Genomic DNA, 15,159 nt, shown 5'->3' with positions numbered 1-15,159 from the left:
TCAAAAAATGAAAGAAAATATACTAGATGTAGATAATCTGCACGTTTCATTCAAGACCCGAAACGGAGCAATCACTGCGGTGAAAGGCGTTAGTTTTTCATTGAAAAAAGGGGAGACCCTCGCAATTGTTGGTGAATCTGGTTCTGGAAAGTCTGTGACTGCAAAATCGATAATGCGTTTATTGCCAAAACATAGCGCGGTTATTCCACAAGGCGAAATCAAGTATGAAGGTCGAGATTTATTAGCTTTGCCATTAAAGGCCATGCAAAAAGTGCGAGGTTCCGAGATTTCCATGGTGTTTCAGGACCCGATGACATCATTGAATCCAACAATGAAAATTGGCAAGCAAATTATGGAAGGACTTACGAAACATCAAACTTTAACAAAAAGTATGGCGAGACAAAGAGCAATGGAAATGTTGGAACTTGTAGGAATACCGAATGCAAAGGAAAGACTCAATGCTTATCCGCATCAGTTTTCGGGTGGGATGCGGCAGCGTGTCGTAATTGCGATGGCACTCGCATGTAATCCTAAGGTTTTGATTGCTGATGAGCCGACAACAGCACTAGACGTTACCATCCAAGCACAAATCTTGTCACTGATGAAAAACTTGCAAGAAAAAATGGACACTGCAATTGTGCTTATTACGCATGATCTTGGCGTAGTCGCGAATATGGCTGATAAAGTAGCAGTCATGTATGCCGGAGAAGTTGTGGAGTATGGCACGTTGGATGAAATATTTTACGAAACGCAACACCCATATACTTTAGGACTTCTTGGTTCAATGCCGAATTTAAAGGCCAGTAGAGCGGAACCACTTATACCAATTCCGGGTTCTCCCCCGGACTTAGCTACATTAGGGACTGGATGTCCTTTTGCTGCAAGGTGCCCGTATACGATGGCAGTGTGTCATGATTACCATCCTAAAAAAACAGAGATAAGTGAGAGTCACTCTGTATTATGTTGGTTGCAAGATTCCCGCACGCCGCCGGAACACGCACCTGAAACAGTTGGGAGTGCACAGCTATGAAGAAAAATGATGATTTATTAGTTATTAATGATTTAAAAATGCATTTTAAAATAAATAAAAAAGATACATTGAAAGCAGTAGATGGCATAAGCTTTACAATTAAAAAAGGCGAAACCCTTGGCCTTGTTGGCGAATCGGGTTGCGGTAAGTCAACAGTTGGAAGGACAATTACTCAAATTTATCAGCCGACAAGCGGTGAAATTATTTTTGAAAATGAAGATGTCCATGCAAAATATAGTAAAGCGGAACAGAAAAAGAAGAAGCGAGATGTGCAGATGATTTTCCAAGACCCATACTCATCTCTTAATCCACGTCTGACTGTTATGGAGATAATATCGGAAGGGTTACTCATTCATGCAACAAATTCATCCGAGGCGGACCGGGAGCAACAAGTGAATGAATTGTTGGAACTTGTCGGGTTGAATAAAAGTCATTCGGGTCGCTATCCTCATGAATTCAGCGGGGGACAAAGACAGCGAATTGGCATTGCTCGGGCACTTGCCGTGGACCCACAGTTTATTGTGGCGGATGAACCGATTGCGGCGCTAGACGTATCCATCCAGGCCCAAATCGTTAACTTATTGAAGACACTACAAAAAGAAAAAGAGTTGACTTATTTATTTATCGCGCATGACCTATCAATGGTGAAATACATAAGTGACCGGATTGCGGTAATGTATTTGGGTAAGATTGTGGAGTTGACGGAAAGCGAAAATCTGTATGAAAATCCAATGCATCCCTATTCGGAGGCGTTACTTTCAGCGATTCCACTACCCGATCCGAATTTAGAGCGCTCTAGAATTCCAATTATCTTAAAAGGCGATGTTCCAAGCCCAATCGACATTCCAAGCGGCTGTCGATTCCGCACGAGATGTCCGAAAGCAATGAGTGTATGTTCTAAAATAGAGCCAGAATTTGTGGAAAGGCAGCCGGGACATTTTGTCGCCTGCCATTTACATGATGAAGAAGTGATGGATCGGGAAGATGCAATCCCGATTCATATAGAGTCGTCCTGAGCAATTGGGACGGCTTTTTTAATGAATTAGAACAGTCAACAATGAACAATCAATTCTCATTTTTAATGGACTTTAGCGGAAGAATATCCAATTCCCACCCCGCGAGAAGCAATTCGGGAAATACGCTACAATTGTATAAAGTAAAAAAGAAAGTCGACTATATAACGCTTAGTCGACTTTTTTGTGATATTTTATTCAGAACCATGAATTGTCATAATTGCACCTTGCACAGGTACCTTTCTATTCGCATTTCTACACGGTTACATTTTCTTGTTTTGCTTCTGCAAGCTGACCGCCGCCATCTTTTAAATACTTCTCGATTCCTTCTGCGGCGCGATAAGCAAGTGCGCCGACTGTAGGCGTTGGGTGATTACTTCCAAATTGAGGGAATGCTGTAGCTCCGACAACAAATATGTTATCCATATCCCACATTTGCAAATAATTATTGACAGCTGACGTGGATGGGTCTGCGCCCATAATTACACCGCCTGCATAATGGCCTCCTGAATAAATATGGTCAAACTGATCAGGAACTTCATCTTGATCGACAATATCTGCGCCCATTTCTTCCATAATTTCCGTGCATTTTTCAATCCCGAATTTCGCAATGTTTTTATCTTGATCCGTTAAACGGTAAGTGATGCGAAGTAGCGGGTCGCCAAATTCATCTTTATAGGTAGGGTCAAGGTCAAGATAATTATGCCACCAAGACATCACATTAGATGAATACCAGACAATGAGCTGGCGATGCGCATAATGAACTGATTTATCTTTGAATTCTTTACCCCAACGAGGTGTTCCTTTTGGCACTACGTTACTTTTAATTGCACCGTCGCCGTACTGACGTAGCTCAATACCACCGCCGCCGATAAAGTCAAGGTCTGTATGGTCGAAGTTGTCGGCAGCATAGTCACTTAACGCACCGCCCAGTCCTCCCGCACCCATGTAGAGATTGAATTTCTTATCTTCGAAAAATCCTCTTGCTCCTAAGAATGTACTGTTAAATTGTCCGTGATAGTTTCTGCCAATCGTTCCTTTACGTGTTTCGGGATTATATTGTTCACCGATTTCCGAAAGCATGAGAAGGCGGTTATTGGTGAACGTGAAAGCAGCTAATACAACGACATCTGCTGGCTGTTCGAACTCTTGTCCGGAACGTGTATCTGTATATAAAACGCCTGTTGCTTTACCGTCTTTATGTAAGACACGACGAACGAGAGCATGTGTCCGAATTTCACAATTTCCAGTTTTCACGGCTGTTGGGAGTACTGTCGCTAATGGGTCTGATTTAGCAGTGAAGTCACAACCGTACATCGTACAAAACGAACAGAACATACATTGATTTAATTTTTCGCCGTCTGGGTTCGTATAATTTTGTGACATATTCCCCGAAGCCATTTGGAAAGGATGAAGCCCCATTTTTTTAGTTGTATCTTTAAACAATTGAATGGCAGGGGACGCGATCATCGGCGGATTTGGATAATCGTCTGAACGTTCATCGCCAAGCGGATCAGGTTCACCCGAGATTCCCGCCGTTTTTTCCCATTTGTCATAATACTTTTCCAGCTCATCGTAAGTAATGCCCCAGTCCTGAATTGTCATCCCTTCAGGAATTTTGCTTTCACCGTATCGTTCAATTGTTTTAGAGCGGATTTCAAAATCATACGTTCTATAGCGATAAACAGAGCCCGCCCAGTGCACACTACCGCCACCGAGATCAGTGCCTGCATTCATTTCTTGGCGTGTACGGACAGGTAAAGCAACATCGTTAATCGATACTCTCGAAGTAATCGATTCGGGTGCTAATTTTTGCATCATTTCATAACGATTTGTATAGCGCAACTCATCTTTTACACCTATAAAGTCGGAACGCTTTTGATCTTTTCCGCGTTCTAACGTGACGACTTTATAGCCGGATTTTGCTAGTTCGGCAGATACGACGCCTCCAGCCCAACCACTTCCTACTACGACCACGTCTACTTTCTCTAATTTCTTAGCCATATGCGTCCTCCTTTAATTGTGTCCCTGATAATTTCGTAAGCTTTCTGGTTTCATAACGATAAAATCTTCTTTCTCGATATCTTGTAACCAACTCATACGAGGTCCAGGGAATTCCTTCATTTTCCAACCTTCCATATTGCGATTTCCGCCGTATGCCGGGTCTGCGTAAGCACCTTCGATTGTTGTTCCTAATAGTAAGTTGAAGAACGTATTCGAGCTTACACCTTTCACTTCTGCTTCATTGTTGTCGAACATCCCAAGAATTTCGTCTTGTTGATCAGGTTCTAAGTCTTTAAACCTTTCATCAAACTTTTCTTCAGCAGTTTTTTGCAGTGCATGAACACCTTCCATGAATAGTGCAGCACGCGTCATTCGCGTTTGATATCTCGGAGTTGGTGCAGGGACTCTCACTTCAGATTCCGGTCCTCCTTCATTCTGATTTGTATCTTCTTCTACATATTTTTCAACTTCAGCAATTTGCGGGAAAGGGCCGGTCATATAATCATGTGCATTTGTCCCCCATTCACCTGCAAGTTGTCTGTCTATAAAATAGGGAACACCAAGTGCAATCGCACCGGGTCCTACGTCAGTTTCTGGGAATAATCTTTCAGTCGCGGCGGATAAAGTATCGAAGTCTTCATTTCGGCTGAAAAATATTCTGGCTTCAAATGATTTATTGCCACCCGTATCACTTGTAGTGTTTTTATTATCTTTTTGTGTTTGGTTTGTAATCAACCCGCCAAATAGCGATCCTCCGACAAGACCGCCTGCTACAAGTCCAGTGTTTTTCAAGAAATTACGACGGCTCATCCCTTGCGAATTACTATCTGGCTTTCGTGGTTCTGTCATATCCTTCTCCTCCTTGAACAAATAATAGGCATTCAATACAATATCGAAAAGCAGTTTGAAAGTTGAGATCAATCACGATGATTGTGAAGGATTTTCTTCCATTTCTTTAAGCAGCGCTCGTTTTTCTGTGTAGGCAACGAGTCGAATACTCACTTCATATAATAAAATCATAGGTATCAAAACGATAAGTTGACTGATAAAATCAGGCGGCGTAATCAACGCAGAAACGAGCCCTAACACGACATACGACCACTTCCGTACTTTTTTCATCGTCTCTCCTGTCAATAACCCGATTGAAGCCAAAAACATCGCAACCATGGGTAATTCGAACATTAAACCAATCGGCATTGTCGTCAGCAATAAAAACCGAGCATATTCTTTTGCGGAAATCATTACATCGAAATTGACGGCGCCAAGCGAGGTTAAAAAGTTATAACTCAACGGATTGACGACAAAATAGCCGAAAGAGAGACCGAGTGCGAATAAGATAAACATCACCGGTGAATAAAGGTTGAAAAATCGACTTTCCGGTTCAGTTAAACCGGGTTTCACAAATTGCCATATAAAATGACAAAGAAACGGCAAAGACAGACCGAATGCGAGCGCAGTAGAAATGGACATGTAAAATGTAACGATTTCTAGCGGACTCAAAACGATTAATCGATGACCTCTTGTAACATAAGGAAACCATAGATTGATCGTACTGAATACTACGATGAAAAAGAGTACAAAAACGACTGTACTCTTAATAAGTTGTTTTCGCAGGTCCGTTAAATGATCCACAACGCTAGGCTCCCCGTGGGAAGGGCTACTGGAACCAGGGACTTGCTGTTCTCCTGATGTATGATTTTCTTCTACTTTTGCCATTTACTTCACCTGCTCTTGTGTTTCCGTTTTATTCTTCTCCGGTTCGTCGTCATCCTCCATAATGTCTTTTGCGGACTTTTTGAACTCTGCCAATGTTTTTCCTACCGCAGAACCGACTTCAGGTAATTTTCGTGGACCGAATAAAATCAAAATAATAACTAGGATAATAATTAATCCAGGAACGCCAATTGATGCTAAGCTCATAGAAAAGCCTCCTCCCATACTAAAATTAAAGTCTCCTAGTCTCTTAATAACCGTTTTCTATTAAACTAAAACAAAATAGTTGGATTTTTAAGTTTTATTTCTGCGGCAACTCCTGTGGAATAACGATAATAAGAAAAAACCTATCCATGAGTGAATCTTGGATAGGGTATTTTTGAATAAAGCGCTGTGTTGATATTCTTTGTTAGGATTTATTTATGATCGTATAACGTGGAGATACTTCTGATTGATTCACCGGTGTAAAAATGAATGTCCATGGCATGGATGTTTTGCCTGGGATTTTCAGGGGCAAGGTAAAAATGCCAGTAGCAATTTGTTTGCCTTCTTTATCATAAGCAATGACTACATCTTGTAATGGAAGGGGAGTATCTTTTCCATTGTGAATGAGAACTGTGATTAATCGTTCCTCCTTATGATTGATCGCTTCCCATAAAAATGAAAGCTGAATGTCGTTTTCGGGGTGTCGTGATTGAAAATGATCCATAACTTTTTCTCTATCCGCAGGCGCAATTGTTCTATCCCACGCAGGCTCAAAATACAATGTTTGCATCTTCGTCCCTCCTCGTTTGTGAAAGAATTTTAGGTACCGAATTTTAGGTACCTGTGTAAGAAACTATTCCAAAAATACACTACAATTGTATAAAACGTAAATGGAAATGAGCTGTATAAGGCTTTGTTGAAATGACTTTGAATTTTTATCCGAATTTATGAATTGTCATAATTCAACCTTGCACAGGTACCTAAAAAAGGTACCTAAAAAAGGTACTTAAAAAACTCCGAAATATTGATTGATACCACATATTTATATAGCTTTTGCACTTTAAATAAATCCATATAGTATAATATCATTTATAGTATATTCTAATAAAGTAATAATAGGAGGCATTTTCAGGATGAATCATGTGAAAAAGATTCATAATCTTTCTATCGGAATTCCCCAAAAAATGATTTATGAAAATGGTAAAGAAATGAATACGGGTATTTGCAAAGAAAGTGTCAATGATGCATTTTTAACGAAAGATGGATTCCAAGGGGATGGTGTTGCCAATTTACTTTTTCATGGTGGATCAGATCGAGCGGTTTGTATTTATCCATATGAACATTATAAGTTATGGGAATCGGAATTTAAGACGACTTTACCAGCATCTACATTTGGTGAAAATTTAACCGTTATGAATATGTTAGAAAAAGATGTTCATATAGGTGATATTTTTCAAGTTGGCGAGGCAGTCATTCAAGTTACTCAAAGTCGAATTCCTTGCAGTACTATTACAAAGCGGACTAAATTGCCTCTACTTTTGAAAAGAATGGTGGAAACAGGATACACAGGATATCTATGCCGTGTTCTTGAGGAAGGTCTTGTTCGGAAAGATTCGCAAATTACGTTACTCAAACAACATCGTGAAGGACTGTCTGTGTTAGTTGCTAACGACATTTATTTTCAACGTTTAAAGGACAAAGAAAGTATTCAAAAATTACTAAACATCCAAGAGCTGGCAACAAGCTGGCGGGAGTCGCTTATCAAGCGTCTGGAGAAGATGGACGCAAAATAGTGGCAGAGCAACGTATGTTAGATTGAATAAATTCACTACAAGTATTCCCGTATTTTATCCAAACATAACATCGTTCATGGTAAACTGTTTTGAGAAATTGAAATTTACATAGAATGGGGTACAGCTCAATGAAAATCGAACCTTCACAAAAAATGTCTATTTTTGAACCAGCAATTTTCGGAAAATTAAAAGCAGCAGCGAAAGTAAAAGAAGAAACGGGCGTTGAAATAATTGATTTAAGTCTTGGAAGCCCGGATTTACCGCCCGATGAAAAAGTAAGACAAGTCTTATCGGAGCAAAGCGTATTGGAAAGCGCTTACGGCTACACGCTTGGCGGAACAAAAAGATTCCATGAAGCTGTTGCAAACTATTATCAGAGACGTTCGAGCGTTACGCTCAATCCAGATACAGAAATCCTTAAAACGATGGGTTCTCAAGAAGGGCTAGTCCATCTGCCATTCGCTTTTTGTAATGAAGGAGATATTGTATTAACAACAAATCCAGCTTATGTCGCCTATGAAGTTGGCATTAAATTAGCAGGGGCAATTCCATATGAAATGCCTTTACGTGCGGAAAATAATTTCTTACCTGATTTAGATGCAATCCCCGAAGAAATTGCACGAAAAGCAAAACTGCTTATTTTAAATTTACCAGGTAATCCTGTTCCTGCAATGCCTACGAAGAAATTTTTTGAAAAAGTGATCGCATTTGCAAAGCAATACAGCATTATCGTAATACATGATGCCGCTTACTCCGAATTTTATTTTACAGGAGATAAACCATTCAGTTTCCTTTCCGTACCTGGCGCGAAAGAAGTCGGAATAGAAATCAATTCATTGTCCAAAAGTTTTAGTTTGGCAGGCGCACGAATAGCATACATCGTCGGTAATTCTGAAGTCATCAGCATCATGAAACAATTCAAATCTAATTTAGATTACGGTACGTTTGAACCTATTCAAGAAGCAGCCGCAACTGCATTGGATCATGCAGAAGAAATTACAGCACGCTTACGACAAGAGTTTAAGGATAGACACCGTGTATTAACGGATGGGTTAACCGAGATTGGATGGTCAGTGACTCCGTCAAATGGCGGCATGTTCGTTTGGGCGAAATATCCGTTTGAGCTGGGCGATAAGGAATTTGTGTTTGAAGCAATTAAACAAAGTGGAGTGGTCATGGTCCCTGGAAGTGTATTCGGATCAGAAGGTGCCGGCTATGTCCGATTAGCGCTCGTTCGAGAAGTGGAAGCTTTAGAAAAAGCTATTGAGCGGTTGTCAAAGATTGATGTTTACGTGAATTCCTAAAAATTCGATGGCTACTTTTTAGGTACCCTTTTTAGGTACCTGTGCAAGAAGCAATTCAGATAATACACTACAATTGCATAAAATGAAAAAGGGATACGACTATATAACACTTTGTCGATATCCCTTTGTTTATTTATCCAGCGTCATGAATTGTCATAAATGCACCTTGCACAGGTACCTTTTCGAGAAGAGGTACCTTATCGGAGGCGTCTTTTTCTGAAAAAGAAGGGATTTATTGATAGGTCTCGAATGAACTATTATCGGAAGGAATTTGATCTAGTGACCATTGAGACTATTAGTAGGGGAGATTTATTAATGAAAAATATGTCTAACTTTGAATCCTATGCAAATAAACTAGTGGAAGAAAACCATATTCCCGGGGTTGGGGTTGGTATTAATAAGAATGGTGAGCGTCTGTATGAGAAAGGTTTTGGGCATCGTGATGTGGAAAACGAGCTGGAAATCACACCGGATACGATTTTTGGGATTGCATCTATGACGAAATCATTTACATGTGTTGCGATTATGCAACTCCAGGAAGCGGGCAAGCTTTTTGTTCATGATAAAATACTGAAATACTTGCCTGAATTTAGGACGGCGGATATGGAGAAAACGGAACAAATTACGATTCATCATTTAATGACGCATACTGCGGGAATCCCGCCGATTTCAACGCATGTGTTTGCCAGAAAACGGAGCATTGACCAAGATCCGTCGGCGAAAGATTATCTTGATTTAGATTTAGTTAATAATGCAGGTCGTGCGATTGATACATATGATGAGATGTTTGATTTTATTGCGGAGCTAAATTATCAGCCGCTTGCTGATCCTGGAACTTCTTTTAGCTATTCGAACGATTCTTATGGATTACTTGGTGTCATTATTAGCCGGGTGAGTGGACAAACCTATGAGGATTACGTGACTGAGCATATTTTGAAACCGGCAAAGTTGGATAGAACTTTTTTTGATTTGGAGAAATTGGCTAGCTTTGAAAATGTAACAAGACTTTATGCAGCTAAAACGACCGAAGAGGGAGTTACCGTTTATCCAACGGAAATCTGGTGGGATGCACCTGCAATGAGGGCTGCTGGTTATTTGAAATCGACCATCAATGACATATTAAGATATCTAGAGATTTTTCGGAATGAAGGAATGGTTGACGGCGTACGAATTTTGTCTGAGGAAAGTGTTGCTCAAATACTTTACCCTCATTTCGAGTATAATAATGGGATTTATTATGGATATGGTTTGCGAATTACACCAGATTATTATGGGGAAACGCTTATTGAACACGGAGGCGGTTTGAAAGGAGTTTCTTCTCTCATGTTTATGTTGCCGGAACAAGGTTTGACGGGCGTTGCGTTATCTAGTTTAGCGAGTGTGCCGTCTGGTAGGTTGCTAATGGGCGCGCTAAACGTACTTGGCGGTAGAGAAGCGGATGCTACGCATATCCATTTTGAAACTGAGCCGATTGATGAAAATGTATTGGGGAAGTTTGTCGGATCGTACAAATCAGGAGAAGGGATGAGCGTGCAAATCGATGTGAAAGATGGTCAATTAAGACACTTTACGGGAGGTTCCTACAACCCACTTCGTCATGTCGGGAATAATACTTTTGTTGGAATTGAGAAAAATAAGCAAGATACCATTGGATTTATTTCAAATGAAGCTGGTGTAGTTGATCGAGTTTTTTATGGATCTAGACAAATTCTTAGAGATGAGTGACACAAATATCCTGAATTAAAGAAGGGGGTCTCATATGCGGAAATCAGCTGTTATTTTACTTACGACCCTTAACATTCTGACTACACTGATAATATTTTTCGTTCTATATATTATGTTTACCTTAACAGCAATTGCAGATCCGGTAACTTCGATGAAGCTAAATATATACAGAATGAATTGTTCAGACGGAAATGTCTTGATGAAGACGAGTTAGGTGCAATCTTGAAAGCGGAGGTGGAAAAAGATTGGTTTACGTATCGGGGTGTAATGGCCGTGCGTGCAATCGGGTTATTGAAATTACCAGCTCATATTCAAGTTTTGGCTGATTTACTTGATAGAGACGATGATGTATTAATAGAGGAATTATCGGAAGCGTTAATTCATTATCAAACTGATGAAGTGGTAGATCCAGTTAAACCATATGCGATGCAGGATGAAACCTGCATTTACGCCTTGTCAGTATTGCAAAACACGAAAACAGATTATGCTCAATCTGCAATGGTTGAATGTTACGAGGTTCTTGATGAAGATGGTAAAGGCATGGTTATCGAGGGACTGTCGCATCAGCTTTCTGAGAAGGCTTTTCCATTAATCGATGACTATCTATTTCATGAATATCGTTATGGGGTAAGTGATATGGACCAAGTTCTCTATAGTTTTTATAAAATTATGGGAAGGTCTCATGAGGATAGCGAGTTATGGAGGGTATCCTGGGAAAGAAGTGAACAAAATCGCTCGGATTATGAACGTTCAGGGGGTATTTTTAAAAAGGCAGAGCCAATGTCTGTAACAAAAGTGGTAAGAAATGATCCCTGCCTCTGCGGAAGTGGGAAGAAGTATAAGAAATGTTGTGGGAAATAAGTCATTATATGCCAAATTGAAATAGCGGCTGACTAGACACGAAAAAGAGTAACCTCCAATTTAGGTGGTTACTTCTTTTTGATTTGTATTGAGCAAAGTTATTCAAAAATGGCGCATAATTATTGCCATCTTTTCAAATGCAATGGGATTATTTATTGTTAATTAACTCTTTGATTTCTTTAATTTGTTCAACATGCCGCAATTCATGATAGCCGACAAATGGTATCCACTGTTTGAGGCTCATGTCACCGAATACGGGATGTGGATAGGATTTAGCAGCAAGTTCCTCTTCTGTAATTGTCTCTGCGATATCTCTTAATTGACTGTGACTCGCGGATAGTTTACTTTTTAGTTCATCGAGCTTAGCGAATGCGTCTCCTGGCTGGGCAAAGTTCGGGGCTTCAACTCTTACTGACCGATTGGTTGTCCGTTCAATCGGCTTATCGCTGGTGATTTTACGTTCGCCGGTAGATAGTTGGTGCTTTATCGTTTTCGCAATGCTTACTTCCATTAGATACAGATGTTCCATCACTTGCCGGACGGACCATCTATTTTCCGCAGGTTTCCAATTCAAATCTTCGTCTGTGAGACTATTTACTTCAATCAGCAGTTTTTCGCGTGCTTCATCGTTAATTTTCATAGTATCGCATCCCTTCCAGGTTTCTTGAATTATACCATTTAATGGAGACGACATCTCCCAAACAAAATAAATAGGCTGTCCTTTCGTTCGAAATGTACTCGAAAAAAGGACAGTCTTTTATGCTTATTTTCCGCCAAGTATGTTGAATAATCCGCCTGCAATACTGCCTTCATCACGGGAGCCGCCGCCTGGTGTTTGCGGTGCGGCTGCGAAAACGCGGCTGGCAAGTCTTGAGAAAGGCAAGGATTGAATCCAGACTTTTCCAGGACCGCGAAGTGTAGCGAAAAATAATCCTTCTCCACCGAACAATGCTGTTTTTACGCCTTTTACCATTTCGATGTTGTAGTCGACGTCATGCGTCATCGCTACAAGACATCCCGTATCGACACGTAATGTTTCTCCAGGAAGTAGTTTTTTCTCAATAATCGTTCCACCAGCGTGTACAAATGTCATACCATCGCCTTCGAGCTTTTGCATGATGAAACCTTCACCTCCGAAAAAGCCTGTGCCGAGTTTTCGTTGGAATTCAATGCCGACCGAAACGCCTTTCGCAGCAGCGAGGAAAGCATCCTTCTGACAAATGATTTTGCCATTATGCTCGCTAAGATCCATTGGAATGATTTTCCCTGGATACGGTGATGCGAATGAGACATGTTTCTTTCCGGATCCGACATTCGTAAATGTCGTCATAAAAAGACTTTCACCAGTTAAGATTCGTTTTCCTGCCCCCACCAGTTTGCTCATAAGTCCGCTGCCTGACGAACCGGATCCATCACCAAAAATTGTTTCCATTTCAATGTTGTCCTCCATCATCATCAGGGCGCCGGCCTCTGCTACAACCGTTTCCTGCGGATCAAGCTCCACTTCAACAAACTGCATGTCATCTCCGTAAATTTTATAATCGATTTCGTGATTGTTCATCGTATTCCTCCCCATTTCAAATTAATTGCTACATAGTCATACGATTGAAACCGATAAAAAGTTTCACCGGAAGTGAACGGTCGAAGATTTATTCATTCCTTAATAATGTTGCAAATGGATGTAATATGGATAACGATGTAAGTAGGAAGGGGAGTTTTATGAAAATCAAACATGTTATTACAATTACTGCGTTATCTGCACTGATCTTGTCTGGATCTAGGCCAAGCGATTAATACAGAACAACATCTGTAAAATAGGTACCTGTGCAAGACACCATTCAGTTAATTCACTACAATTGTATAAAACTAAAAGGGGATACCGACATATAACACTTTGTCGATATCCCCTTGATAATTTATCCAAAACCGTGAATTGTCATAATTGCACCTTGCACAGGTACCTATTTTGTATTTTTCTTCTTAGCGGCTTCTTCAAGTTTGGTTTTCGGCTCTGCGGTGAATTCAGTATCTGCAATACCTTGCGGCGTTACACTATTCGCTTTTTTACCTTTGTTATGATTATTTTTTTTGGACATTGATGTCACCACCTTTGGCTAGCAGACTTACCTATAGTTATGTGCTTGCTTGGCATCCTTCAGTCATGAAGGGGTTAAATAGTTCGAACGTGGGTAAACTTTAAGTACATTTATATAAAAAATCAGATCAGGGAATTAATAGGGTGGAGGTGCGACACCGTGGATAATGTGGATTGTGATTTTACAACGATGACACAAATATTAAAAGAGGATATTCATAAAGTCATATCAGAATTACAGATTAATTTGGAGGCAATAGAAGATGAAAATAATTGTCTTCTTTGTAACTTCGAAAAAATAAAAGAAGAGTTTTTGGATATTGAAATTAAAGCCGCGACTTTTTATTTGAATTGTTATTTGGCTCCATTTACGGACAAGTATCCGGAGTTATCAATGAGTCTGCAAAATATGGCGAGAATGAGACATGGTGGTTTAATTGTGATAGAACGGGAAGATTCACTCGAAACTTTGATAAGACCAGGGATTCCAATTGGTGCTGAATTGACGCATTCATTATTGGAATCGATTTTTTATCCCGGAAATCCACTTCATGATGGCGCTGTATTAGTTAGACTGAATAAGATTGTTTCTGCAGCAAATGTTCTTCCACTATCTGATATATATATGGGTGATAAAAAACTGGGCACACGACATCGGGCTGCATTAGGGTTAAGTGAACGAAGCGATGCCCTTGTCCTCATAGTTTCTGAAGAGACGGGAAGGGTTTCATTTGCTAAAGGGGGAAATATGTACCCGATAACTACGCAAGGCAATCCGTAGAATTTGGCTTGAGGTCGAATAAAAAAATATCCCAAGTAAAAGAACTTGGGATATCATTTGATTTATTCATTTCGTTTCCTTGACCATGGTGTTCCTAAACGAGGTAACACCCAACGATCTAACCCATACCAACCGGCAACTTTCCAGGCAAGTATTAAGACTATTGCAATCATAAACATAACGGGATTCGAACTTACAGTACCTGCTAATAAGAAAGACATATTCATAAGTGCACCGAAGAAAGCTGCGATTCCTGTTAAGAGTCCAACGATTAAGCCAAGTCCGACTAACACTTCACCCCATGCGATCATATAAGAAAATGGGACTGCGTTTGGAATTACGACACTCTCTAAAAACCAAGCATACCAACCTGCGACATCTCCGGCCTCTGCCTTAGCAAGGGCACCACCCATAAATCCTTCAACTGCAACACCAGCATTGGCACCTGTCCAAGCGTCAGAAGTAACTTTTCCAATGCCCGCCGTCAGCCAAGAATAACCAAGGTATAATCTTAAAATCAACCATATCCACGCGGATGTCGTGTTAGAAAATAACCATCTCGATAGCGGATTTTCCTCGATAATCACATGTTTCCCAAACTGGGATTTCTTTAATTCAACCATGTCCTCACCTCATAATAATATTTTGTATTGCTGAATGCGTTAATTTGTAAAAGATAATAAAGCATTTTGACCGAAATGTTGAAGTGCTAGTAAAGCCTCATCTTTATCCTTGTATTCAAAGATCCTAACATTCATTTTCTCAAAAACTGTAATTACCCACATTTTGCATTCATCCTTTCTTTTTTATTTGGTCGCTATATTCTATGAAACATTGATTCTAAGAGATTTGTTC

The 15,159-nt window shown here is 40.2% G+C and carries 16 protein-coding genes; 7 read left to right on the top strand and 9 right to left on the bottom strand.

The features are described 5' to 3' along the window. Positions 1-7 precede the first annotated feature (7 nt). Positions 8-1,030 (top strand): ABC transporter ATP-binding protein, encoded by a 1,023-nt coding sequence (locus JSQ81_RS05155; RefSeq protein WP_212606649.1) that lies wholly within the window; start codon positions 8-10, stop codon positions 1,028-1,030. Then, positions 1,027-2,046, top strand: a complete 1,020-nt coding sequence (locus JSQ81_RS05150; RefSeq protein WP_212606648.1) for an ABC transporter ATP-binding protein — start codon at positions 1,027-1,029, stop codon at positions 2,044-2,046. Before JSQ81_RS05155 ends, JSQ81_RS05150 begins: the two co-directional genes overlap by 4 nt. A gap of 252 nt (positions 2,047-2,298) precedes the next feature. On the opposite strand, the gene JSQ81_RS05145 is transcribed toward JSQ81_RS05150, so the two are convergent. The 5 genes from JSQ81_RS05145 to JSQ81_RS05125 all read right to left on the bottom strand — a co-directional run bounded on the left by JSQ81_RS05145 (position 2,299) and on the right by JSQ81_RS05125 (position 6,535). Further along, entirely contained in the window at positions 2,299-4,047 is a 1,749-nt protein-coding gene (locus JSQ81_RS05145) for a GMC family oxidoreductase (RefSeq protein WP_212606647.1), read from the bottom strand. Positions 4,048-4,059: 12 nt separating this feature from the next. Further along, positions 4,060-4,896, bottom strand: a complete 837-nt coding sequence (locus tag JSQ81_RS05140) for a gluconate 2-dehydrogenase subunit 3 family protein (protein WP_212606646.1) — start codon at positions 4,894-4,896, stop codon at positions 4,060-4,062. Positions 4,897-4,968: 72 nt separating this feature from the next. Next, a complete protein-coding gene (gene tatC / locus JSQ81_RS05135; RefSeq protein ID WP_212606645.1) occupies positions 4,969-5,763 on the bottom strand; it encodes a twin-arginine translocase subunit TatC in 795 nt (264 codons plus the stop codon). Further along, on the bottom strand, positions 5,764-5,967 hold the full coding sequence (gene tatA, locus JSQ81_RS05130; RefSeq protein ID WP_371812510.1) for a twin-arginine translocase TatA/TatE family subunit: 204 nt from the start codon (positions 5,965-5,967) through the stop codon (positions 5,764-5,766). It abuts the gene before it with no gap. A gap of 202 nt (positions 5,968-6,169) precedes the next feature. Further along, positions 6,170-6,535, bottom strand: coding sequence for an SLAP domain-containing protein (locus JSQ81_RS05125; RefSeq protein ID WP_212606643.1), 366 nt, complete (start codon positions 6,533-6,535; stop codon positions 6,170-6,172). A 343-nt stretch (positions 6,536-6,878) separates the two neighbouring features. On the opposite strand from JSQ81_RS05125, the gene JSQ81_RS05120 reads away from it, so the two are divergent. The 4 genes from JSQ81_RS05120 (at position 6,879) to JSQ81_RS05105 (ending at position 11,428) form a co-directional block, all read left to right on the top strand. Further along, on the top strand, positions 6,879-7,538 hold the full coding sequence (locus tag JSQ81_RS05120) for an MOSC domain-containing protein (protein ID WP_212606642.1): 660 nt from the start codon (positions 6,879-6,881) through the stop codon (positions 7,536-7,538). Between the two features lie 128 nt (positions 7,539-7,666). Continuing rightward, complete coding sequence (locus JSQ81_RS05115) at positions 7,667-8,842, top strand: aminotransferase class I/II-fold pyridoxal phosphate-dependent enzyme (RefSeq protein WP_212606641.1); 1,176 nt, start codon at positions 7,667-7,669, stop codon at positions 8,840-8,842. A 315-nt stretch (positions 8,843-9,157) separates the two neighbouring features. After that, positions 9,158-10,567, top strand: coding sequence for a serine hydrolase domain-containing protein (locus tag JSQ81_RS05110; protein WP_212606640.1), 1,410 nt, complete (start codon positions 9,158-9,160; stop codon positions 10,565-10,567). 177 nt (positions 10,568-10,744) lie between these two features. After that, positions 10,745-11,428 (top strand): SEC-C metal-binding domain-containing protein, encoded by a 684-nt coding sequence (locus tag JSQ81_RS05105; RefSeq protein WP_212606639.1) that lies wholly within the window; start codon positions 10,745-10,747, stop codon positions 11,426-11,428. Between the two features lie 148 nt (positions 11,429-11,576). Here JSQ81_RS05105 and JSQ81_RS05100 read toward each other — a convergent pair whose 3' ends face one another. The 3 genes from JSQ81_RS05100 to sspL all read right to left on the bottom strand — a co-directional run bounded on the left by JSQ81_RS05100 (position 11,577) and on the right by sspL (position 13,524). Then, positions 11,577-12,068, bottom strand: a complete 492-nt coding sequence (locus tag JSQ81_RS05100; RefSeq protein WP_212606638.1) for a DinB family protein — start codon at positions 12,066-12,068, stop codon at positions 11,577-11,579. A 123-nt stretch (positions 12,069-12,191) separates the two neighbouring features. After that, entirely contained in the window at positions 12,192-12,989 is a 798-nt protein-coding gene (locus JSQ81_RS05095) for a TIGR00266 family protein (RefSeq protein ID WP_212606637.1), read from the bottom strand. Positions 12,990-13,389: 400 nt separating this feature from the next. Then, complete coding sequence (gene sspL, locus JSQ81_RS05090) at positions 13,390-13,524, bottom strand: small, acid-soluble spore protein L (protein ID WP_212606636.1); 135 nt, start codon at positions 13,522-13,524, stop codon at positions 13,390-13,392. A 159-nt stretch (positions 13,525-13,683) separates the two neighbouring features. Here sspL and cdaS point away from each other — a divergent pair, with 159 nt between their 5' ends. Then, positions 13,684-14,304, top strand: a complete 621-nt coding sequence (gene cdaS, locus JSQ81_RS05085) for a sporulation-specific diadenylate cyclase CdaS (RefSeq protein WP_212606635.1) — start codon at positions 13,684-13,686, stop codon at positions 14,302-14,304. A gap of 62 nt (positions 14,305-14,366) precedes the next feature. Here cdaS and JSQ81_RS05080 read toward each other — a convergent pair whose 3' ends face one another. Next, positions 14,367-14,927 carry a DoxX family protein gene (locus JSQ81_RS05080; protein WP_212606634.1) on the bottom strand — a complete coding sequence of 187 codons (561 nt, stop codon included), beginning with the start codon at positions 14,925-14,927 and terminating at the stop codon, positions 14,367-14,369. Positions 14,928-15,159 lie beyond the last annotated feature (232 nt).

Source organism: Sporosarcina sp. Marseille-Q4063 (assembly GCF_018309085.1).
Taxonomy (GTDB): domain Bacteria; phylum Bacillota; class Bacilli; order Bacillales_A; family Planococcaceae; genus Sporosarcina.
This window is presented reverse-complemented; position numbering and strand designations above follow the sequence as displayed.

Coding starts and splice junctions, on each gene's coding strand:
- JSQ81_RS05155 (WP_212606649.1), top strand. CDS start 8: ATGAAAGAAAATATACTAGATGTAGATAATCTGCACGTTTCATTCAAG.
- JSQ81_RS05150 (WP_212606648.1), top strand. CDS start 1,027: ATGAAGAAAAATGATGATTTATTAGTTATTAATGATTTAAAAATGCAT.
- JSQ81_RS05145 (WP_212606647.1), bottom strand. CDS start 4,047: ATGGCTAAGAAATTAGAGAAAGTAGACGTGGTCGTAGTAGGAAGTGGT.
- JSQ81_RS05140 (WP_212606646.1), bottom strand. CDS start 4,896: ATGACAGAACCACGAAAGCCAGATAGTAATTCGCAAGGGATGAGCCGT.
- tatC (WP_212606645.1), bottom strand. CDS start 5,763: ATGGCAAAAGTAGAAGAAAATCATACATCAGGAGAACAGCAAGTCCCT.
- tatA (WP_371812510.1), bottom strand. CDS start 5,967: ATGAGCTTAGCATCAATTGGCGTTCCTGGATTAATTATTATCCTAGTT.
- JSQ81_RS05125 (WP_212606643.1), bottom strand. CDS start 6,535: ATGCAAACATTGTATTTTGAGCCTGCGTGGGATAGAACAATTGCGCCT.
- JSQ81_RS05120 (WP_212606642.1), top strand. CDS start 6,879: ATGAATCATGTGAAAAAGATTCATAATCTTTCTATCGGAATTCCCCAA.
- JSQ81_RS05115 (WP_212606641.1), top strand. CDS start 7,667: ATGAAAATCGAACCTTCACAAAAAATGTCTATTTTTGAACCAGCAATT.
- JSQ81_RS05110 (WP_212606640.1), top strand. CDS start 9,158: ATGAAAAATATGTCTAACTTTGAATCCTATGCAAATAAACTAGTGGAA.
- JSQ81_RS05100 (WP_212606638.1), bottom strand. CDS start 12,068: ATGAAAATTAACGATGAAGCACGCGAAAAACTGCTGATTGAAGTAAAT.
- JSQ81_RS05095 (WP_212606637.1), bottom strand. CDS start 12,989: ATGAACAATCACGAAATCGATTATAAAATTTACGGAGATGACATGCAG.
- sspL (WP_212606636.1), bottom strand. CDS start 13,524: ATGTCCAAAAAAAATAATCATAACAAAGGTAAAAAAGCGAATAGTGTA.
- JSQ81_RS05080 (WP_212606634.1), bottom strand. CDS start 14,927: ATGGTTGAATTAAAGAAATCCCAGTTTGGGAAACATGTGATTATCGAG.